Genomic DNA, 18,797 nt, shown 5'->3' with positions numbered 1-18,797 from the left:
GAGATCGGACCGGTCCGCGGGTCAGCGGTGGTTCTCGGCGTAGGCGGCGAGGGTCTCGAGCTGGGCCGGGTCCAGGGACGGGCGGACCGCCTCGCGGGCCGTGGCGAGGTGGGTGCCCGTGACCTTGGCGGCGGAGATGGATTCCCGCATCGCCGTGAGCGCGGCTTCGCGGACCAGTGCCGTGCAGTCGGCCGCCGAGTAGCCGTCGAGGGTTCCGGCCAGCTCCGCGAGGTCGACGTCATCGGACAGCGGGGTGTTCTTCGCCGCCGCGGTGAGGATGGCCTGGCGGGCTTCGGCGTCCGGCGGCGGGACGTAGACGAGCCGTTCGAAGCGGCCGGGACGCAGCAGGGCCGGGTCGATGAGCTCCGGGCGGTTCGTGGCGGCCAGCACGACGACGTCGCGCATCGGTTCCACCCCGTCGAGCTCGGTGAGCAGGGACGCGACCACCCGGTCCGACACACCGGAGTCCGAGGACTGGCCTCGTCGCGGTGCCAGCGCGTCCACCTCGTCGAGGAAGACCAGCGCGGGCGAGGCGCCCCTGGCCCGCAGGAAGAGCTCGCGGACGGCGCGCTCGGACTCGCCGACCCACTTGTCCATCAGCTCCGCGCCCTTCACGGTGAGCACGTTGAGCCTGCCGCTGCCCGCCAGCGCCCGCACGAGATAGGTCTTGCCGCAGCCGGGCGGGCCGTAGAGCAGCACGCCGCGCGGCGGCTCGACTCCCAGGCGGGTGAACGAGTCCGGGTACTGCAGCGGCCACAGCACCGTCTCGGTGAGGGCCTGCTTGACCTCGGTCATGTCGCCGACGTCGTCGAGGGTGAGCCCGCCGGTCTGCAGGTTGTCCGATGTGGACATCGAGATCGGCCGCACCGAGGTCAGGGCGTCCAGCAGGTCCTGGCGGCGGATTCGCGGGTCGGCGGGGTCGTCGCGGTGCCGCAGCGCTGCGCCCAGCGCGGCTTCCCGGCACAGCGCCAGTAGGTCGGCGGCGACGAAACCCGGTGTGCGTTCGGCGATCTCGGCGAACCGGATGTCCTCGTCGAGCGGGGCGCCGCGCAGCAGCACGCCGAGCAGGTCGGCGCGGGTGGTGTCGTCGGGCAGCCCGATGGTGAGCTCGCGGTCGACCGCGCCCGGTTCGCGCAGCCGCGGATCGACCGACTGCGGGTTCGAGCTGGTGACGATCACGGCCAGCTCGTCGCGTCCGATGGCGTCGCGGATCGACTCCAGGGCGATGGTGGCCAGCGGCGGTGGGTCGGACTCGGGGAGCAGCGCTTCGACGTCGGTGAGCAGCAGGACTCCGTCGCCGGAGGCGGCGGTGGCGCGGTCGATGGCCTCCCGCAGCCGGTTGGCGGCGGTGCGCGCCTCCAGCGCGGCGATGGTCGGGGCGGCGACCTCGACGAGCTCCGCGCCGATCTCGGCGCACACGGCGCGCACCAGCGTGGCCTTGCCGACTCCGGGCGGGCCGCTGATCAGCGCGCCCAGCCGGGGTTCGGCGCCGAGCCTGCGCAGCAGCTCGGGCTGGTCGAAGGCCAGCCGGAGCCATTCGGTCAGGCGGCGGGCGGTGTCGCGCGAGCCCACCAGGTCGGTCACCGGCACGGGGGAGTGCTGCTCGTCGACGGGCTCGGGAGCGGTCGGCCGTGAGGGGGTTTCGGTTGCGGCGGAGCGGTTTTCGGACGTCGCGCCGTCCTGCCACTCGACCACTGTGGACGATTGGACCGCCACGGCGCCGGCGGGCTCGGTCGCCGCGACGCTGATCAGCTCGTTGGTCCAGGTCAGGCCGATGGCGGCGGACATCTGGCGCCGCACTTCGCCTGCGCGGGACGAGGAGGAGGGCGAGAGGTCCTGCGGCAGCAGAGACACCGCGTCGCCGAGGGAGAAGACCTTGCCGGTCAGCGCCAGCCGGGCGGTCTCCGGCGAGACGGTCGCCCGCGCCATCCGCGAACCGGTGATCGAGACCCGCTTGGCGACCTCCACCTGCGCCGGGGCGACGGCCACGGACGAGCCCTCGGTCACCCCGAGGTTGAGCAGCGCGACGTCGTCGAGCAGCAGGAACCCGGTCGGTGAGGTGCTCTCCGCGGCGGCGGCCAGGGCGACGGTCTCGCGCGCTCCGGTGAGGCGCACCGCGCTCCACGGCCGCAGGTCCAGGGCGTCCAGCACCTCGGGGTGCAGCCGCACGACCCCGCGGCGGGTGTCGCGCGCGGACGTGGAGACGCGGGCGGTCAAGCTGATCGAAGCCACCCCACCGACCCTAGCCGCTCGCGGCGGGGACGACGTGGTCAGCGGCGGTGGGGCGACGGGCGGTCGTGGTCCGAACCGTCCATGATCGATGTCCTATTCGCCCGGACAGTTCGGACCAGAACCGCCGCGTGCCTCAGTAGTCGTCGCGGTTGCGGCGGAGTTCGAGGCGGCGCCAGCTGCGCCGGGGGTGCCCCGGCCCGGTGGGGCGGCGGGGGAGTCGCACGCGCCGCGCGGCACCGGCCACGCTGCGGCGCAGCGGAGGGCGGATGCCCAGGCGCCGCTGGGTGTTGCGGCGGATCGCCCGGCGCTCCCGGGGAGCGGCGTCCCACGCCTCCGGGTGCCGCGAGAGCCACTGGTAGCGGTAGACCGCGTAGGGCACGTGCAGCAGGTACAGCACCATCGCGACGGCCAGCGAGATCAGCGGGAACACCACGACCAGCGCGGCCAGCAGAGCGACGCCCACCAGCAGCGGGGCCACGATCTTCGGCGGGACCTTCACCGTCTTCAGCGACAGGGTGGGCACCCGGCTGACCGCCAGCGCGGCGATCAGCACCATCCACACCATGACCACGCTCTGGTTGGCCCACCAGCCCGGGTAGCCGAAGTGCGCGGTCAGGGCGAGCGGCAGCAGCGCCAGCAGCCCGGCCGCGGGGGCGGGCACGCCGACGAAGAACTCCTTGGCGAACGGCGGCTGCTCGGCGTCGTCGAGCAGCGTGTTGAACCGGGCGAGCCGCAGCACCATGCAGACCGCGAAGATCAGCGACACCACCCAGCCGGCCCGGTTGTCCTGCATGTGCCAGGCGTAGAGCGTCAACGCCGGGGCCACGCCGAAGGACATCGCGTCGGCCAGGGAGTCCAGCTCGGCGCCCATCTTGGAGGTGGCGTCGAGCAGCCGGGCGATCCGGCCGTCGAGGCCGTCGAGCACCGCTGCGACGGCGACGGACCCGATCGCGAAGGTCAGCTGCCCGTTGAGGGCGAACTGGATCGCGGACAGGCCCGCGCACATCGCCAGCACGGTGATCGCATTGGGCAGCAGCCGGACGCCGGGGGTGGTCCGCATGCTCATCGGTCGCGCTTCCCCCTGGGCAGTTCGGCGAGCGGGGTCTCGCCGCCGATGGTGCGCTGGCCGGGCTCGACCAGGACCTTGCTGTCGGCGGGGACGTAGAGGTCCACGCGGGAGCCGAACCGGATGAGGCCGTAGGTGTTGCCCGCGGCCACGGTGTCGCCCTCGGCGACCTCGCAGACGATGCGGCGGGCGACGAGCCCGGCGATCTGCACGACGGCGACGCGGGTGCCGTCCTGGGAGCGGATGGCCATCGAGTTGCGCTCGTTGTCCTCGCTGGCCTTGTCCAGGTCCGCGGAGAGGAACTTGCCCGGGCGGTAGACGATCTTGTCGATCTTGCCGCTGACCGGGACGCGCTGGACGTGCACGTCGAAGATGGTGAGGAAGGTGCTGATGCGGATCATCGGCGTCTCGCCGAAGCCGAGCTCGGCCGGCGGGACGGCGCTCTCGACGTGCGCGACGGCGCCGTCGGCGGCGGCCACGGCCAGGCCCTCGCGGGTCGGGGTGGTGCGGGCGGGCTCGCGGAAGAACCACGCGCACCAGGCGGTGAGCACGGCGCCGACCACGCCCAGCGGGCGCCAGATGCGGCGGAGCACCAGCGTGGCGACGGCGGCGCCGATGACGAACGGCCTGCCTGCCGGGTGCATCGGCGGAACGGTGTCCTTGGCCAGCGCGATCAGGTGCGCCAGCGGGCTCTCTTGGGTGCTGCTCATCGAGGTAGTCGCGCCCCTGCGTCGGAGGTCATGTCAGCGCGGCGCGGTAGTCCTGCCTGCGCCGTAGACGTACAGCATCGCGGACGCCTCGTTCCCACCGTCGCCAGGGGGCGCAGTCGATCAAGAACAACCCGCGTGACCTGCACGTATCTCAAACCGGATGCTACCGCCCAGACGACCAAGAGTCACACGTACGGGTGAAACCCCCAACCGTCAGGCAAGCACCGAAGGTGCTTTCTCAGTACCCCACCTGAGCAGCCAGCACCGCCGCGGGTTCTGAGACGCCGCCTGGGGAGGACGCCGCGACGCCGCGTATTGGCATACATCAGGAGTGGCGCCCGGACCCAGGCGGCGTCTCAGGTTCCGCCACCCGCACCGTCCAGCAGGGCGACCGCGGCCCCACGAGCAGAACAAAGAGGCCGTTCGGCGCCTCCCCGTAGGTGCCGAACGGCCTCTTTGATTTCGGGTCCGTGCGCCCCCCGACGGCGCACGGCCCTCTTTTCGCGGTCCGCGACACCCGGCAAGCGAGGGTGCCGTTGCGGACACGAAGGAGACTCGGTGATCAACGTTTCGTGACGCGGTTCCTAGTGTAATCGAGTTCACAGCCTCTCCGTAGCCGCTAACGGAGGACGTTGGGAACGCATTCAGTAACTCCGCGTCAACAAGACGGCTGCTGGCTCCACGTCAGGGTGGCGGTCATTCCAGGGACAGGGCGGGCTCGTCCAGCTCCATGCGGGCTCCCATCAGCTCGGCCAGCCCGTGGTACGGATCTCCGTGCTCGACGCCGTCGGCGGTGCTGCCCAGGGTCAGCACGGAGACGCCGTCGTCGCGGCCCGGGCTCACGCGCACCTCGTCGAGCGTCGACATCGCGTACTCGTCGAGGTAGAGGTCCAGCTCCAGCGACCAGCCGGCCTTCTCCTGGTCGAGGCGGGCGCTGGCCACGTCGCGGCTGTCCACCCACTGCGCTCCGGAGCGCTCCCGCAGCTCGTTGATCGGCCGCGAGGCCAGCTCGCTGAGCTGCTCCTGCTCGGCTTCCCTGAGCCGGGCCAGGGTGCCCGCGAGCAGCCGTTTCGCGGCGCTGGCGTCGCTGGGGAGCAGCAGCAGGCCGCGGTCGCTGACCAGCAGGTCGTAGGCCTCCCCGGAGCACTGCACCGGGCTGACGATCCCGGCCAGCGACGGCTCCGGTTCGTCGGCGGGCTCGCGGGTGTGGTGCAGCGGTACGCCCAGGTCGACCAGCACCCGGTGCAGTCCGGGGATGAGCCGCGGGTCGGCGACGGCGGGGCGGACCAGGCGGTCGGGGTCCAGCGGGCGGCCGTTGGCCAGCCGCACCGCGGGCGGCCCGCCCCAGTCCAGCTCGTGGTGGGCGCGGCGGGCGCAGATCAGCGCGTCGATGACGGTGCAGCCGAGGAGTTCGGTGAGGGTGTCCTCGGCGGTCTGGTCGATCATCGACGGGTGCAGGCCCGGGTTGAGCACGGGGTTGATGAGGTCGCGGCCGTGACCGCGGTGGATGGCGGCGAGGATGCCCTGGATCGTCGGGTCCACACCCAGCCCGCACTGGTGGGCGGCAGCGCTGAGCTGCGCGGCCTTCTCGGCGGACTGCGCCGCTCCGGCCTGCCGGACGACCTCCGGCCACGGCATCCGGGGCCCGAGCGAGTCGACCAGCAGCCGGTCCTCCAGCTCGGGAACGGCGTTGCGCGGCTTGCGCAGGACCGCGAAGGCCGGGCGCTCGTCGGCCTCCTTGTCGGCGGACTTGAGCCGCTTCATCAGCTCGACCCTGGTGCGCAGCGGCAACTCGCCGCGCTCGTCGGCGATGGCCTGCTTGGCCCGCTCGGCCAGCGCGGGCTTGCGCGTCGGGTGGTCCATGAAGCTGCGGAAGCCCAGCAGCACGTCGGGTGCGTGGCCGATGCTGGCGGCCATGCTCAGGTACGCGTCCGCGTAGTCCCGCCAGCCGAGCTCGATCGCGACGGACTTGCGCAGCGCCATCACCGCGGTCCGCTTGCCCGCAACGCGCACCGCGGCGGCGTCCCCGGCGAGCACGAGCTCCTTGGTGGTGGTGACCGCGATGGCGGTGAACAACCGCGCGTACCCGACGAACAGCCACTTCACCGGGCCGGTGGTGAGCCCGTCGACGGTGCGCTGGACGCTGGCCAGCACCCGGTGGGCGGTCACCGTCAGCTTGCTGCGACCGGTGAGGCGACCGACCGCGTGCGCCAGCGACGCGCCGAGTTCGGAGGTGGTCAGCGCCGCCAGCATCGGCAACCCGATCTCCAGGTACCGGGTGCGGGTGCGCAGGCCAAGCAAGGCGGTGTTCTCGCGGATGGCGACGCCCGGCTCGGAGGTGATGCGGATTTCGTCGGGCAGCGGGGAGTCGGTGGCGTCGACGAGCTGGTCGATCGTGCGCCACAGGTTGGGTTGGGAGACCCGGTCCACGGGCACGCCGCGCGGGCGGACCCGGTTGCGCAGCACCGCCCGCAGGCCGATGACGAAGATCGCGCCGACGACGACGGCGGCGAAGGCGACCTTCATCCCTCCGACGGTGTCGCGGCGGAAGGTCATGCCCGCCATCATCAGCAGGCCGGCGACCAGGCCGAGGGACACGACGAAGAAACCGATGTGCAACGCCAGCGCCAAGGCGGCGCGCCAGGGGCCACGCACGTGCAAAACTCCGGAGGGGAAGTGGAAGGTCGGACTGGCAGTCTTCGCGACCGAAAGTCGAACCGTCAACGATGGTGTGACAAGCGATATCGACTTGATCTAGTCCAGCAACACCACGTCCACAGTGGACCCAGCGGGCATTTCGGTCACGTCCTCCGGGATCGCGAGCAGGCAGTTCGCCCGCGCGAGGCTGCCCAGCAGGTGTGAACCCGGGGCTCCTTGCAGGCTGACCTCGCCGGAGACCGGGTCGAACACCCCGCGCCGGAACTGCTGCCTGCGCGAGGGAGCGGTCAGCGACTCGGCCAGCACCGCCTGCCGCCGGTGCCGCGTGGTCGTGGCGTGCCCGGCCGCGGCCAGCATCGCCGGACGCACGAAGACCTCGAACGAGACCATCGAGCTCACCGGGTTGCCGGGCAGCGTGACCACCGCGAACGCGTCCCGGTAGCGGCCGCAGCCCTGCGGCATCCCCGGCTGCATCGCGACCTTGGTGAACTCCACGCCGTTGCCGGCCAGGGCGTCCTTGACCACCTCGTACGCCCCGGCGCTGACCCCTCCCGAGGTGATCAGCAGGTCGGCGGAGTCCAGGTGGGCCTGCAGCACCTCGTGGAAGGCGTCGACGTCGTCGGGCACGAAGCGCAGCATCGTCGGCTCACCACCCGCCTCCTGCACGGCAGCGGCCAGCATCAGCCCGTTGGACTCGTAGATCTGCCCGAGCTGCAGCTCTTCCCCGGGCGCGACCAGCTCGGAGCCGGTCGAGAGCACCAGCACCCGCACCGGCCGGTGCACGGGGAGCTCGGCGATGCCGACGGCGGCGGCCACGCCCAGCTGAGCGGCGCCCAACCGGGTGCCCGCGGTGAGCACGGTCGTGCCCGCCGCGACGTCCTCGCCCGCGCGGCGCACGTGGGCGCCCGGTTGCACCGAACCGAACAGGGCCACCGTCTCGGTGCCCGCGTCGGTGCGCTCCACCGGGATCACCGCGTCGGCGCCCGGCGGCAGCTGGGCGCCGGTCATGATCCGGTGCGCGGTGCCGGGCTGCAGCGGCGGCACGTCCACCCGGCCGGCGGGGATGTCCTCGGGGACCGGCAGCTTCACCGGCTCGTCCTGCGTCGCCTCGGTCAGATCGACCGAGCGGACCGCGTAGCCGTCCATCGCGGAGTTGCTGAACGGCGGCAGCGAGATCGGGGCGATCAGGTCCTCGGCCAGGGCCAGGCCGAGGCAGTTCTGCAGCGGACGGGTCTCGACCGGTGTGCGGGTCAGCAGTGATGCGACCTTCGCCCGGTGGTCGGCGACCGACGTCAGCTCGTGGGCGGGGTTGTTGGACGACACGCACGCATCATCTGTCATGGGCACCCGTCGTGTCGCCATCGGCGTGGGATTGGTCGCTCCTCGGCGCGATGGCACAATGCCCGGTTCTCCTGACGCCGACACCCCGAGCACGGGTTCTCCGGGTGGTGGCGCGGAGTTCCCCGGGCTCGGTGCCACCTACATAGAATCGCCGTGCCCGCGCCGACCGGTGGGGCCCTGAAGGGGGTTGTGCTGTGCAGGTCCGTACTCGTCACACGCCGTCGTACGGGGTCGCCCGGTTGATGCTGGCACCGGGGGAGCCCGTGCGGGTGGAGTCCGGTTCGATGCTGGCCACCAGCTACGGGGTGACCGTCGAGTCGCGCGCGCAGGGCGGTTTCTTCAAGTCGCTGGCCCGATCCGCTCTGGGCGGCGAATCCTTCTACGTCTCCACCTACACCGCGCCGCAGCAGGGCGGCTGGGTCGACGTGGCGCCCACGCTGCCCGGTGATCTCAACGTGCTGGAGCTCGACGGCCGGGTCGGCTGGTGCGTGACGAAGGGCTGCTGGTTGGCCTCGGCGAGCACGGTGCAGGTCGAGACCCAGTGGGGCGGTTTCCAGAACCTCTTCGGCGGCGAGGGCGGGTTCCTGACCCGGCTCAGCGGGCACGGCTCGGCGGTGGTGGCCTGCTACGGCGCGCTGGACGTGGTCACCCTGCAGCCCGGCGAGTACATCACGATCGACACCGGTCACGTCGTCGCCTACGCCGACACGGTGCAGAGCCAGCTGCGGCAGATGAACCAGGGCGTGGCGCAGTCGCTCAAGAGCGGCGAGGGCCTGGTGTTCGACTTCGCCGGACCGGGCCAGGTGCTGACCCAGACCCGCAACCCGCGCGGACTGGTCGGCTGGTTGCGCTCGAATGGCCTCGGTCCGCGCTCCTGATTCGCTCGTTGAAAACGATCGCGCATTGCACCGGACCGCAATTGGTCTGACCCATTCGCTCCGGTCGTTGTCGCGAGTCGGTTTCCCGGCGGGAGCATTCGTCGCCGGTTTTGGTGCGGGTTTGAATGCGATTGCGACAGTCGGGGGAATTAGCTCCTGTTGATGACGGAACGTGTCCGGAGAAGCCACCCGTTCGGCCCAGCGTTTAACGGAAAAGTCGTATTAGCAGACCCGCGACGAGCCCGATTTTCCGGAGTAGTGTGGCCGATGCTCCAGCGGCGCTAGCGTCGTGCATCACATTTCTTGAGGAGGACGCCGTGGCGGTCGGCACGGTCAAATGGTTCAACTCGGAGAAGGGCTACGGATTCATCGCGACGGACGGTGGATCCGATGTGTTCGTCCATTACTCCGCAATCGACATGTCTGGTTTCCGCACCCTTTCTGAAGGGGATCGGGTCGAATTCGAGGTGAAAGCCGGCCGCGATGGCCGAACTCAAGCCGACGGCGTTCGCAAGGTCTGAAGAGAACTTCGCACCAGGTCGTCGTGCGGCCCGGTTCTCCTGGTGGGGGACCGGGCCGCAGCGCGCCATCCCGCGAAACCCGCACCCGCGTGATCTCAGCCGGTTAGGCTGCGGGACGTGTCGGAAGATTTGACCGGTCGCAGGCTGGGCCACTACAAGATCGACGGCGTGCTCGGTCGCGGTGGGATGAGCGTGATGTACCGCGCCACCGACGTCCGGCTCGGCCGCAAGGTCGCGTTGAAGGTGATGGGGGAGCACATCACCGGCGACGCGGAGTTCCGCGAGCGCTTCGTCGACGAAGCCCGCAACACCTCGGCGATCGACCACGCGAACATCGTGCCGCTGTACGACTTCGGCGAGGTCGACGGCATGCTGTTCATCGCGATGCGGCTCGTCGAGGGCACCGATCTGGCGGGGCTGATCTCCGACGGGCCGATCTCGCCGAAGCGCAGCCTGGAGCTGCTCGGGCAGATCGCCGAAGCGCTGGACATGCTGCACGAGCGCGGTCTGGTGCACCTCGACCTCAAACCGGCCAACGTGCTGGTCACCTCCCGCGAGTCCTCGCACGAGCACGTCTACCTCGCCGACTTCGGGCTGACCCGGCGCGGCGCGACCGGCCACCGCACGTCCTCCGGCGACTTCCTGGGTTCGCCGACCTACGCCGCCCCCGAGCACCTGCGCGGCGAGCCGGTCGACGGCCGCACCGACCAGTACGCGCTGGCCTGCATGCTCTTCGCCTGCCTGACCGGGCGTCCGCCGTTCCCGGGCTCGGTCCAGGAGGTCATTCAGGGGCATCTGGGCACGGAGCCGCCTGCGCCCGGATCGCTGGTGCTGCTGCCGCCGCCGATCGACGAGGTGCTGCGCCGGGGCATGTCCAAGCGCGGCGACCAGCGCTACGCGAGCTGCCAGGACCTGATCGCCGCGGCCCGCGCCGCGCTCGGCCCGGTCGCCGGGGAGGCCCCGGCGCCGCCGCGCGTCGCGCAGCAGCCGGTGCCGCAGCCCGCGCATCCCGCCTCCCAGCCGTTCCAGCAGCAGGCGCCCCAGCAGTCCGGGCCGTACCCGCAGCAGTCCTACCCGGGCTACCAGCAGCAGCCGGTGCGGCTGCGCCCGCCGATGCCCGCCGGGTCCTCGTCGTTCACCAAGACCTCGTCGGGCGGTGCGGCGAAGTGGATCGTGCCGGTGCTGGTGGGCGTCGCACTGCTGGTGATCGTGCTGCTGTTCGTGGCGATGGCCACGTCCGGGAGCGGGTCGAGCTCCGGGAGCACGCCGTCGACCGCCGAACTGCCCACGTCGGTGCCGACCGCCGGAGGGTGAGACCGAGGCAGGTCGCTTGCACTCGGCATCGGTGAGTGCTAAACACGGTACTGGCACTCATCAAGGTTGAGTGCCAGGTCGGGACGGTGAGGTCGTTCCGGCGGCGCCACATGACGGCGTCGTCGCGCGATCGTCCGTCGCGGGCACCGAGCCTGGCCGAGCAGAGTCCTGCCGTCGTGCACGCCCCAGTGTGCACCGTCGGCGTCCAGACAGGTGGAGGACCACACCGCAATGGCCAAGATGATCGCGTTCGACGAGGACGCCCGCCGCGGTCTTGAGCGCGGCATGAACACCCTCGCCGACGCCGTCAAGGTGACGCTCGGCCCCAAGGGCCGGAATGTCGTGCTCGAGAAGAAGTGGGGCGCGCCGACCATCACCAACGACGGCGTCTCGATCGCCAAGGAGATCGAGCTCGAGGACCCGTGGGAGAAGATCGGGGCCGAGCTGGTCAAGGAGGTCGCGAAGAAGACCGACGACGTCGCGGGTGACGGCACCACCACCGCCACCGTGCTCGCCCAGGCCCTGGTTCGCGAGGGTCTGCGCAACGTCGCGGCCGGCGCCTCCCCGATCGCTCTGAAGAAGGGCATCGAGAAGGCCACCGAGGCGATCGCCGAGCAGCTGCTCAAGAACGCCAAGGAAATCGAGACCAAGGACCAGATCGCCGCCACCGCCGCGATCTCCGCCGGCGACCGCCAGATCGGCGAGCTCATCGCCGAAGCGATGGACAAGGTCGGCAAGGAAGGCGTCATCACCGTCGAGGAGAGCAACACCTTCGGGCTCGAACTCGAGCTCACCGAGGGTATGCGCTTCGACAAGGGCCTCATCTCCATGTACTTCGTGACTGACACGGAGCGCATGGAGGCCGTCCTCGACGACCCGTACATCCTGCTGCTGAGCAGCAAGATCTCCAACGTCAAGGACCTCCTCCCGCTGCTGGAGAAGGTCATGCAGGCCAACAAGCCGCTGCTGATCATCGCCGAGGACGTCGAGGGCGAAGCCCTGTCGACCCTGGTGGTCAACAAGATCCGCGGCACCTTCAAGTCCGTCGCCGTCAAGGCCCCGGGCTTCGGCGACCGCCGCAAGGCGATGCTGCAGGACATGGCCATCCTCACCGGTGGTCAGGTCATCAGCGAAGAGGTCGGCCTCAAGCTGGACACCGCTGACCTGAGCCTGCTGGGCCAGGCCCGCAAGGTCGTGGTGACCAAGGACGAGACCACCATCGTCGAGGGTGCTGGCGACGACGAGCAGATCGCCGGCCGGGTCAACGAGATCCGCGCCGAGATCGAGCGCTCGGACTCCGACTACGACCGCGAGAAGCTGCAGGAGCGCCTGGCCAAGCTGGCCGGCGGTGTTGCGGTCATCAAGGCCGGTGCGGCGACCGAGGTCGAGCTCAAGGAGCGCAAGCACCGCATCGAGGACGCGGTCCGCAACGCCAAGGCCGCGGTCGAGGAGGGCATCGTCGCCGGTGGTGGCGTGGCTCTGCTGCAGGCCGCGCAGACCGCTTTCGACGGCCTCAAGCTCGAGGGCGACGAGGCGACCGGTGCCAACAGCGTCAAGCTGGCCGTCGAGGCTCCGCTCAAGCAGATCGCGGTCAACGCCGGTCTCGAGGGTGGCGTCGTCGCGGAGAAGGTCAAGAACCTCACCTCCGGCCACGGCCTCAACGCCGCGACCGGCGAGTACGAGGACCTGGTGCAGGCCGGCGTCATCGACCCGGCCAAGGTCACCCGCTCGGCGCTGCAGAACGCCGCGTCGATCGCCGCGCTGTTCCTGACCACCGAAGCCGTGGTCGCGGACAAGCCGGAGAAGGGCGGGGACGCGGCTGCCGCCGCCGACCCGACCGGTGGCATGGGTGGCATGGGCTTCTGAGTCCAGTCCCAAGCTGAGAAGGGCCGTCCCCATCGGGGGCGGCCCTTCTGCTGTGTGTCACGCGAACAGGTGACCCATTCGGGTCATCGCCGGGTGTGTTGGACTGGGAGGCGTCGCCGGTGGATTGGATGGGGAGCTCGATGCGCGGTTTTTCCAGGTCGTTCGCGGTGTGCGTGGCCGGGATCATGGCCTTGGCCGGGTGCACGAACTCCGCGCCTCCACCGGAGCAGCCGGCCCCGCAGAGCTCCGACGCGCTGCCCGGTGAGGGCGTGCCGTCGGTGGTGCCGCAGCCGGAGCTGCTCGACAGGCTCGGCGACGACGTCGCGGTCCGCGGCAAGGTCGAGGTCGTGGTGGACCCGCTGGTGGAGCGGCAGACCAAGGACCTCGCCAAGCAGGTGCTCGAACTCGCCGGGGCCGACGAGGTCGCGATCCGCGAACCGGGCGCTCCCGCCACCGATGCCTCGCTGCGGGTGCGGATCGGCGAGCGCACCTCGCCGACCGTGGTCAAGGGCCTGCAGGAGGCGGGCATGGGCGCCCCGGTCCCGATGGACAAGGAGGCGTACGTGCTGGCGGTGCGCCCGGACACCGACATGGAGGTGTTCATCGGCGCATCCGACCCGGCCGGGGCCTACTACGGGGTGCAGACGCTGCGGCAGCTCGTCTCGCCGGGCCGCATCGCGGGAGTGTCCGTGCTGGACCGGCCGGCGATGCCGCTGCGCGGCGCGATCGAGGGCTTCTACGGCCCGCCGTGGACGCACCAGGAGCGGATGGACCAGCTGGCGTTCTACGGCGACGTCAAGCTCAACACCTACATCTACGCGCCCAAGGACGATCCGTACCACCGCGAGAAGTGGCGCGAGCCCTACCCGGCGCAGGAGCTCGGAGAGGTCCGCGAGCTGATCGGGCAGGCCGGTGCGCACCACGTGAAGTTCACCTTCGCGCTCTCGCCGGGCAACTCCATCTGCTACAGCGATCCGCGCGATTTCCAGGCGCTGCAGGCGAAGTTGCAGGCCATGTACGACGAGGGCGTCCGCGACTTCTCGCTGCCGCTGGACGACATCTCCTACACGCGCTGGAACTGCGCGGGTGACGAGCGCGCCTACGGCCGTCCCTCGGAGGGCTCGGCCGGGCGGGCGCAGGCCGACCTGCTCAACAAGGTGCAGCGCGAGTTCGTCGACACCCACCCCGGGGTGGCGCCGCTGCAGTTCGTGCCGACCGAGTACTCCGACGTCGAGGACTCGGAGTACAAGACGGCGATCCGCGAAGCGCTGGACCCGAGGGTCCTGGTGATGTGGACCGGCGACGGCGTGATCCCGCGCCAGATCACCGTTTCCGACGCCAAGCAGGCCGAAACCGTGTGGGGCCGCAAGGTCTTCCTGTGGGACAACTACCCGGTCAACGACTTCAACGGCTCGCGCGGCCGGATCATGCTCGGCTCCTACGACAAGCGCGAGCGCGGGCTCAGCGATCAGCTGGCCGGTGACGTCGTCAACCCGATGAACCAGGCGGCGGCGAGCAAGGTCGTGGAGATCGGTGCGGCCGACTTCTCCTGGAACGACGAGGACTTCGACCCGCAGCGGGCCTGGCGGGCCGCGGCCGAGTACCTGGCGGGCAAGCGGCTCGCCGGTGATTCGCCCGGCGTGCAGGCGGATCCGGCGACCGCGGAGGCGCTGCTGGCGTTCTTCGACCTGGAGCACATGGCCCCGGTGGCCAACGGTTCGGCCTGGCTGCCGCCCGCTCCGGAGCTGTCCCGCCGCCTCGACGCGTTCCGCGCGGCGTGGACCGGTGGCGACCGCCGCGCGGCGGTGCGGGACCTGCGGGCCTACGCGGAGCTCGTCGCCAACGCCCCGGAGCGCATTCGCGCCGGAGCGCCGAGGGACTTCGTCACCGACACCGATCACTGGCTCACCGCGACCGACCAGTGGGGTCAGGCCCTGCTCGCGACGGCCGACGGCCTGCAAGCCCGAGCTTCCGGCGATGAGGCCACGGCCAAGGCGCGCTTCGACGAGGCGCGCTGGGCGGCGGACGCTGCCGAGCGCATCCACTCCACGACCGCCGAGGTCCGCCCGGCGGGGCAGGTCCTGGTCGCGGACGGCGTCCTCGACGCGTTCCTGACCGAGGCCCCCGGCCTGAGGTGATCAGTCCTGGTCCGAACCGCCCATGATCAACCCGGTCGGTTCGGACTAGAACTGCCCGCTGCCCGCGTCGTCCCGGTAGATGTCGACCAGATCGGTCTCCTGGGCCTCCCACCTGTCGTAGAGCGCGTCGCGGCCGAAGCGCGCCACGAGCTGCGACTCCGCGCGGGTGATCGGGACGAGCGTGATCAGCTGCAGGACGGGGACGCTCTCGTCGAGCAGGACGTCGAACTCGTCGCCCAGGTACGGGTGCGGTGCCGCCATCGCGCCCGCGATCGCGGTGTCCGGCAGCAGGATGCGGTCGTTCATGATCAGCGCGCCGTAGCCGACGCGCGCCTGCGACTCGGTGAGCAGCTCGGCGACCACGCCCACCAGGTGCTTGGCGTAGACCTCCTGGTCCCGGCGCAGCGTGCACAGCAGCTCCTGCGGCAGCGGTGCCCCGGCGGTGTGCTCGCGGAGCCCGCTGGTCAGCACGGTCACGTGCGTGCCGTCGGCGTGGTCGCAGTAGACGAGGTTGTAGGCCCGCTCCCGCCCACCGGCGCTCCGGCTGTCGGCACCCCGAACGCGTCCGACGTGCTTCTCCACGTGCGCTGGGAACCCCTTGAACCTGCTCATGCCCCACCTCTAGTTCGACCGACGCGCATCCTATGGGGTGGATGCGTCCGGTCGAATAGGCTCGGGGGGTGGCTGACGCTCTCGAGATGAAATCACCGGCCGAGGTCGCGGCGGCGCTGGACGACACCGGTTACCTGCCGGACGACGGGATCGCGACCGCGGCCTTCCTGGCGATGCGGATGCGTCGCCCGCTGCTGACCGAAGGTGAACCGGGCACCGGCAAGACGGCGCTCGCGCAGGCCTTGGCGGCGGCGCTCGGCGTGAACCTGATCCGCCTGCAGTGCCACGAGGGCATCGACGCGGCCCAGGCGCTCTACGACTGGGACTTCCCGCGGCAGCTGCTGCACCTGCGCACCCTGGAAGCGGCCTCCCGAGGTGAGCTCGACGCCGACGCGGCCGAGTCCTCCCTCTACACCCCGCGATTCCTGCTGGCCAGGCCGCTGCTGCGCGCCTTGCAGGAGGCGCCGTGCGTGCTGCTGGTCGACGAGATCGACCGCGCCGACGACGAGTTCGAGGCGTTCCTGCTGGAGGTGCTCTCGGAGTACGCGGTCAGCATCCCGGAGTACGGCGAGGTCCGCGCCGAGGAGCCGCCGATCGTCATCCTCACCTCCAACCGCACCCGCGAGGTCCACGACGCCCTCAAGCGCCGCTGCCTCTACCACTGGCTGGAGCACCCGGGCCTGGAGCGAGAGGTCGCCATCCTGCGCAGGTGCCTGCCGGGCGTCGACGGTCGCCTGGCGGAGCAGGTCGCCGCGGCTCTCCAGCGCATGCGCCAGATGGAGCTCCTCAAGCCCCCGGGCGTCGCCGAAGCCCTCGACTGGACCCAAGCCCTCCAGGCCCTGGGCGCCACGTCGCTGGACACGGAAACGGCCGCCACCACCCTCGGCGCGGTCCTCAAGTACCGAGAAGACGCGGAAAGAGTCCGCTCAGCAGGCATCCTCACCCCCTGACCGAACTTCAATGGAACTCGGAAACCGGACTTCAGTGGAACTCGCGTCCCCGATTTCAGTGGAACTTGGGTCCCCGGTTTCAGTGGAAGTCGGGTCCCCGGTTTCAGTGGAAGTTGGGGACCCGGTTTCCGCTGAAATCCGGGGGGAGGGGTGGTGACCTGCGTTGGGAGGTGTGGTGATGGTGGAGACCGTGACCGGGCTGGTGGGGTTCGCGCGGGCTCTGCGGCACTCGGGGATGGCCGTGGGGCCGAATCGGGTGCAGAGCTTCCTGGCCGCGGTGGAGCAGGTCGGGCTCGACGAGCGGGAGGGCGTGTACTGGGCCGGGCGGTTGACCTTGTGTTCCGAGCCCGATGACGTCGCGCGCTACGACGCCGCGTTCGAGACCTGGTTCAGCGCGGAGCCGATGCAGGTGGAACAGCCCGGGAAGCCGGTGTCGCGCCCCGCGAAGATCGCGGCGCTGACCGCCGAGACGTCCGACGGAGAGGGCGAGGGGGAGTCCGATGATCCCCTCGCGGCGGCCGCCAGCGACGCGGAGGTGCTGCGCAACCGCGATGTCACCGAGCTCAGCGCTGCCGAACGCGACCACCTCCGCCGGATGCTGGCGGTGCTGCGCCCCGAACCTCCGACGCGCCCGGCGTTGCGGCGCGAGCCGGGCAAGCGCGGAGCGCTGAGCCCGCGCGCCACGCTGCGCGCGATGCTGCGGTCCGGGGGCGAGCCGGTGCGCCTGCCCCGGCAGCACCGCTCGCGGCGTGCTCGTCGCGTCGTGCTGCTCATCGACGTCTCCGGTTCGATGAGCCCGTACTCGGACGCGCTGCTGCGCTTCGCGCACGTCGTGGTCCGCCGGGCTCCGGCGAGCACGGAGGTCTTCACGCTCGGCACCCGGATGACCCGCGTGAGCAGGCAGTTGCGCCAGCGCGATCCGGAATCCGCGTTGCAGGCGGCTTCTCGTGCGGTCCCCGACTTCTCCGGCGGCACACGACTGGGCGACACTCTCCGGGTGTTCTTGGACAGGTGGGGTCAGCGCGGCATGGCGCGCGGCTCCGTCGTGGTGCTCTTCTCCGACGGCTGGGAGCGCGGCGACGCCACCGACCTGGCCGAGCAGATGTGCCGGCTGCACAGATTGGCACGCGGCGTGATCTGGGCGAACCCGCACGCGGGCCACGACGGATATCAACCCGTGCAATCCGGAATTGTGGCGGCCCTCCCGCACGTTGACCGGATGGTGGCCGGTCACAGTCTGAGGTCGCTGGAAGACATCTGGTCATGGGTTCGCAGACTTTCCCAGTCCGGGGAGCAGCTCCCCGGCGTGCCGGTCGGTTTCGCCTGACACCGGCCCGGGTGGATGCTTGGAGGGGCCAGGACGGCCCGTGGAGGTAGGTGCACCGTGCGTGACGTGTTGGATGACTTGACCAAGCGCTGGGAGGCCGGCGAGTCCGTCGGGCTGGGCACCGTGGTGGCCACGTTCCGCTCCGCCCCCCGCCCGCCGGGTGCGTCGATGCTGGTCACGCAGGAAGGCGAGGCCGTGGGCAGCGTCTCCGGCGGCTGCGTCGAAGGCGCGGTCTACGAGGAGGGCTCCACGGTCCTGCAGGGCTCGGAGCCGGTGCTGCGCCGGTACGGCGTCAGCGACGACGACGCCTTCGCGGTGGGCCTGACCTGCGGTGGGATCCTCGACATCTTCGTCGAGCGGATCGACCGCGAGACCTTCCCGGACCTCGACGAGGTCGCCGCCTCGGTGCGCGCGGAGGAGCCGGTGGCGGTCGCGACCGTCATCGAGCACCCCGAGCAGGCCAAGGTCGGCACCCACCTGCTGATCTGGCGCGAGCGGGTGCGCGGCACGCTCGGCGCGTCGCGGGTGGACGACGCGGTGATCGACGACGTGCGCGGCATGCTGGCCAGCGGTCGCAGCGGCGTCATCGAGTACGGCCCGGAGGGGCAGCGCCGCGGCGAGGGCATGCGGGTGTTCGTCAACTCGTTCGAGCCGCCGCCGCGCATGCTCGTCTTCGGCGCGATCGACTTCGCCGCCGCGATGGCCCGGATGGGTGCTTTTCTCGGCTACCGGGTGACGGTGTGCGATGCGCGCCCGGTGTTCGCCACCAACAGCCGGTTCCCGGGGGTCGACGACGTCGTCGTGGACTGGCCGCACCGCTACCTCGCCCAGGAAGCGGAGGAGGGGCGCCTCGACGAGCGCACGGCGGTCATGGTGCTCACCCACGACCCGAAGTTCGACGTGCCGGTGCTCAAGGAAGCCCTGCGCATGGACGTCGGCTACATCGGAGCGATGGGGTCGCGCCGCACGCACGAGAACCGCTTGACGCGGCTGCGCGAGGAGGGCGTCACCGAGGAGGAGCTCTCCCGCGTGTCCTCGCCGATCGGTCTCGACCTGGGCGCCAGGACCCCGGAGGAGACCGCTGTCTCCATCGCCGCGGAGCTGATCGCGCTGCGCTGGGGCGGCCGCGGTGTGAGGCTCTCGGACGTGGAGGGTCCGATCCACCACGACTGAGCCCGCTTGCT

The 18,797-nt window shown here is 71.0% G+C and carries 14 protein-coding genes; 8 read left to right on the top strand and 6 right to left on the bottom strand.

Annotated elements, in window-relative coordinates; genetic code table 11:
- Nucleotides 1-21 precede the first annotated feature (21 nt).
- The 5 genes from AB0J78_RS25885 to glp form a co-directional block, all read right to left on the bottom strand.
- Nucleotides 22-2,232, bottom strand: coding sequence for an AAA family ATPase (locus AB0J78_RS25885; protein ID WP_363793323.1), 2,211 nt, complete (start codon nucleotides 2,230-2,232; stop codon nucleotides 22-24).
- A gap of 133 nt (nucleotides 2,233-2,365) precedes the next feature.
- Nucleotides 2,366-3,298, bottom strand: coding sequence for a CDP-diacylglycerol--serine O-phosphatidyltransferase (gene pssA, locus AB0J78_RS25880; RefSeq protein ID WP_363793321.1), 933 nt, complete (start codon nucleotides 3,296-3,298; stop codon nucleotides 2,366-2,368).
- On the bottom strand, nucleotides 3,295-4,008 hold the full coding sequence (locus AB0J78_RS25875; RefSeq protein ID WP_363793319.1) for a phosphatidylserine decarboxylase: 714 nt from the start codon (nucleotides 4,006-4,008) through the stop codon (nucleotides 3,295-3,297). Before AB0J78_RS25875 ends, pssA begins: the two co-directional genes overlap by 4 nt.
- Before the next feature lie 696 nt (nucleotides 4,009-4,704).
- Nucleotides 4,705-6,663 (bottom strand): M48 family metallopeptidase, encoded by a 1,959-nt coding sequence (locus AB0J78_RS25870; RefSeq protein WP_363793317.1) that lies wholly within the window; start codon nucleotides 6,661-6,663, stop codon nucleotides 4,705-4,707.
- A gap of 99 nt (nucleotides 6,664-6,762) precedes the next feature.
- A complete protein-coding gene (gene glp / locus AB0J78_RS25865; RefSeq protein WP_363793315.1) occupies nucleotides 6,763-7,989 on the bottom strand; it encodes a gephyrin-like molybdotransferase Glp in 1,227 nt (408 codons plus the stop codon).
- A 212-nt stretch (nucleotides 7,990-8,201) separates the two neighbouring features.
- Here glp and AB0J78_RS25860 point away from each other — a divergent pair, with 212 nt between their 5' ends.
- The 5 genes from AB0J78_RS25860 to AB0J78_RS25840 all read left to right on the top strand — a co-directional run bounded on the left by AB0J78_RS25860 (nucleotide 8,202) and on the right by AB0J78_RS25840 (nucleotide 14,724).
- Nucleotides 8,202-8,885 carry a TIGR00266 family protein gene (locus AB0J78_RS25860; RefSeq protein WP_363793313.1) on the top strand — a complete coding sequence of 228 codons (684 nt, stop codon included), beginning with the start codon at nucleotides 8,202-8,204 and terminating at the stop codon, nucleotides 8,883-8,885.
- 317 nt (nucleotides 8,886-9,202) lie between these two features.
- Nucleotides 9,203-9,406 carry a cold-shock protein gene (locus tag AB0J78_RS25855; RefSeq protein ID WP_132623257.1) on the top strand — a complete coding sequence of 68 codons (204 nt, stop codon included), beginning with the start codon at nucleotides 9,203-9,205 and terminating at the stop codon, nucleotides 9,404-9,406.
- 117 nt (nucleotides 9,407-9,523) lie between these two features.
- Complete coding sequence (locus AB0J78_RS25850) at nucleotides 9,524-10,720, top strand: protein kinase (protein WP_363793311.1); 1,197 nt, start codon at nucleotides 9,524-9,526, stop codon at nucleotides 10,718-10,720.
- Between the two features lie 231 nt (nucleotides 10,721-10,951).
- Complete coding sequence (gene groL, locus AB0J78_RS25845) at nucleotides 10,952-12,586, top strand: chaperonin GroEL (RefSeq protein ID WP_132623251.1); 1,635 nt, start codon at nucleotides 10,952-10,954, stop codon at nucleotides 12,584-12,586.
- Between the two features lie 140 nt (nucleotides 12,587-12,726).
- Nucleotides 12,727-14,724 (top strand): beta-N-acetylglucosaminidase domain-containing protein, encoded by a 1,998-nt coding sequence (locus tag AB0J78_RS25840; protein ID WP_363793309.1) that lies wholly within the window; start codon nucleotides 12,727-12,729, stop codon nucleotides 14,722-14,724.
- Between the two features lie 45 nt (nucleotides 14,725-14,769).
- Here AB0J78_RS25840 and AB0J78_RS25835 read toward each other — a convergent pair whose 3' ends face one another.
- The gene (locus tag AB0J78_RS25835) at nucleotides 14,770-15,336 is read right to left on the bottom strand and encodes a suppressor of fused domain protein (RefSeq protein ID WP_363793307.1); all 567 of its coding nucleotides are present in this window, start codon (nucleotides 15,334-15,336) and stop codon (nucleotides 14,770-14,772) included.
- Between the two features lie 86 nt (nucleotides 15,337-15,422).
- On the opposite strand from AB0J78_RS25835, the gene AB0J78_RS25830 reads away from it, so the two are divergent.
- The 3 genes from AB0J78_RS25830 to AB0J78_RS25820 all read left to right on the top strand — a co-directional run bounded on the left by AB0J78_RS25830 (nucleotide 15,423) and on the right by AB0J78_RS25820 (nucleotide 18,786).
- On the top strand, nucleotides 15,423-16,286 hold the full coding sequence (locus AB0J78_RS25830; RefSeq protein ID WP_363793560.1) for a MoxR family ATPase: 864 nt from the start codon (nucleotides 15,423-15,425) through the stop codon (nucleotides 16,284-16,286).
- 178 nt (nucleotides 16,287-16,464) lie between these two features.
- Nucleotides 16,465-17,613 carry a VWA domain-containing protein gene (locus AB0J78_RS25825; RefSeq protein ID WP_363793305.1) on the top strand — a complete coding sequence of 383 codons (1,149 nt, stop codon included), beginning with the start codon at nucleotides 16,465-16,467 and terminating at the stop codon, nucleotides 17,611-17,613.
- 57 nt (nucleotides 17,614-17,670) lie between these two features.
- Complete coding sequence (locus AB0J78_RS25820) at nucleotides 17,671-18,786, top strand: XdhC/CoxI family protein (RefSeq protein WP_363793302.1); 1,116 nt, start codon at nucleotides 17,671-17,673, stop codon at nucleotides 18,784-18,786.
- The last annotated feature ends 11 nt before the right edge of the window (nucleotides 18,787-18,797 follow it).

The organism is Saccharopolyspora sp. NPDC049426 (assembly GCF_040676935.1).
GTDB lineage: Bacteria > Actinomycetota > Actinomycetes > Mycobacteriales > Pseudonocardiaceae > Saccharopolyspora.
The sequence above is the reverse complement of the archived record's forward strand: the minus strand, read 5'-3'. Positions and strand labels throughout refer to the sequence as shown.

What these genes read in the sequence shown, in the direction of transcription:
- AB0J78_RS25830 (WP_363793560.1), top strand. Translation starts at nt 15,423, where the DNA reads ATGAAATCACCGGCCGAGGTCGCGGCGGCGCTGGACGACACCGGTTAC.
- pssA (WP_363793321.1), bottom strand. Translation starts at nt 3,298, where the DNA reads ATGAGCATGCGGACCACCCCCGGCGTCCGGCTGCTGCCCAATGCGATC.
- groL (WP_132623251.1), top strand. Translation starts at nt 10,952, where the DNA reads ATGGCCAAGATGATCGCGTTCGACGAGGACGCCCGCCGCGGTCTTGAG.
- AB0J78_RS25835 (WP_363793307.1), bottom strand. Translation starts at nt 15,336, where the DNA reads ATGAGCAGGTTCAAGGGGTTCCCAGCGCACGTGGAGAAGCACGTCGGA.
- AB0J78_RS25875 (WP_363793319.1), bottom strand. Translation starts at nt 4,008, where the DNA reads ATGAGCAGCACCCAAGAGAGCCCGCTGGCGCACCTGATCGCGCTGGCC.
- AB0J78_RS25825 (WP_363793305.1), top strand. Translation starts at nt 16,465, where the DNA reads ATGGTGGAGACCGTGACCGGGCTGGTGGGGTTCGCGCGGGCTCTGCGG.
- AB0J78_RS25840 (WP_363793309.1), top strand. Translation starts at nt 12,727, where the DNA reads ATGCGCGGTTTTTCCAGGTCGTTCGCGGTGTGCGTGGCCGGGATCATG.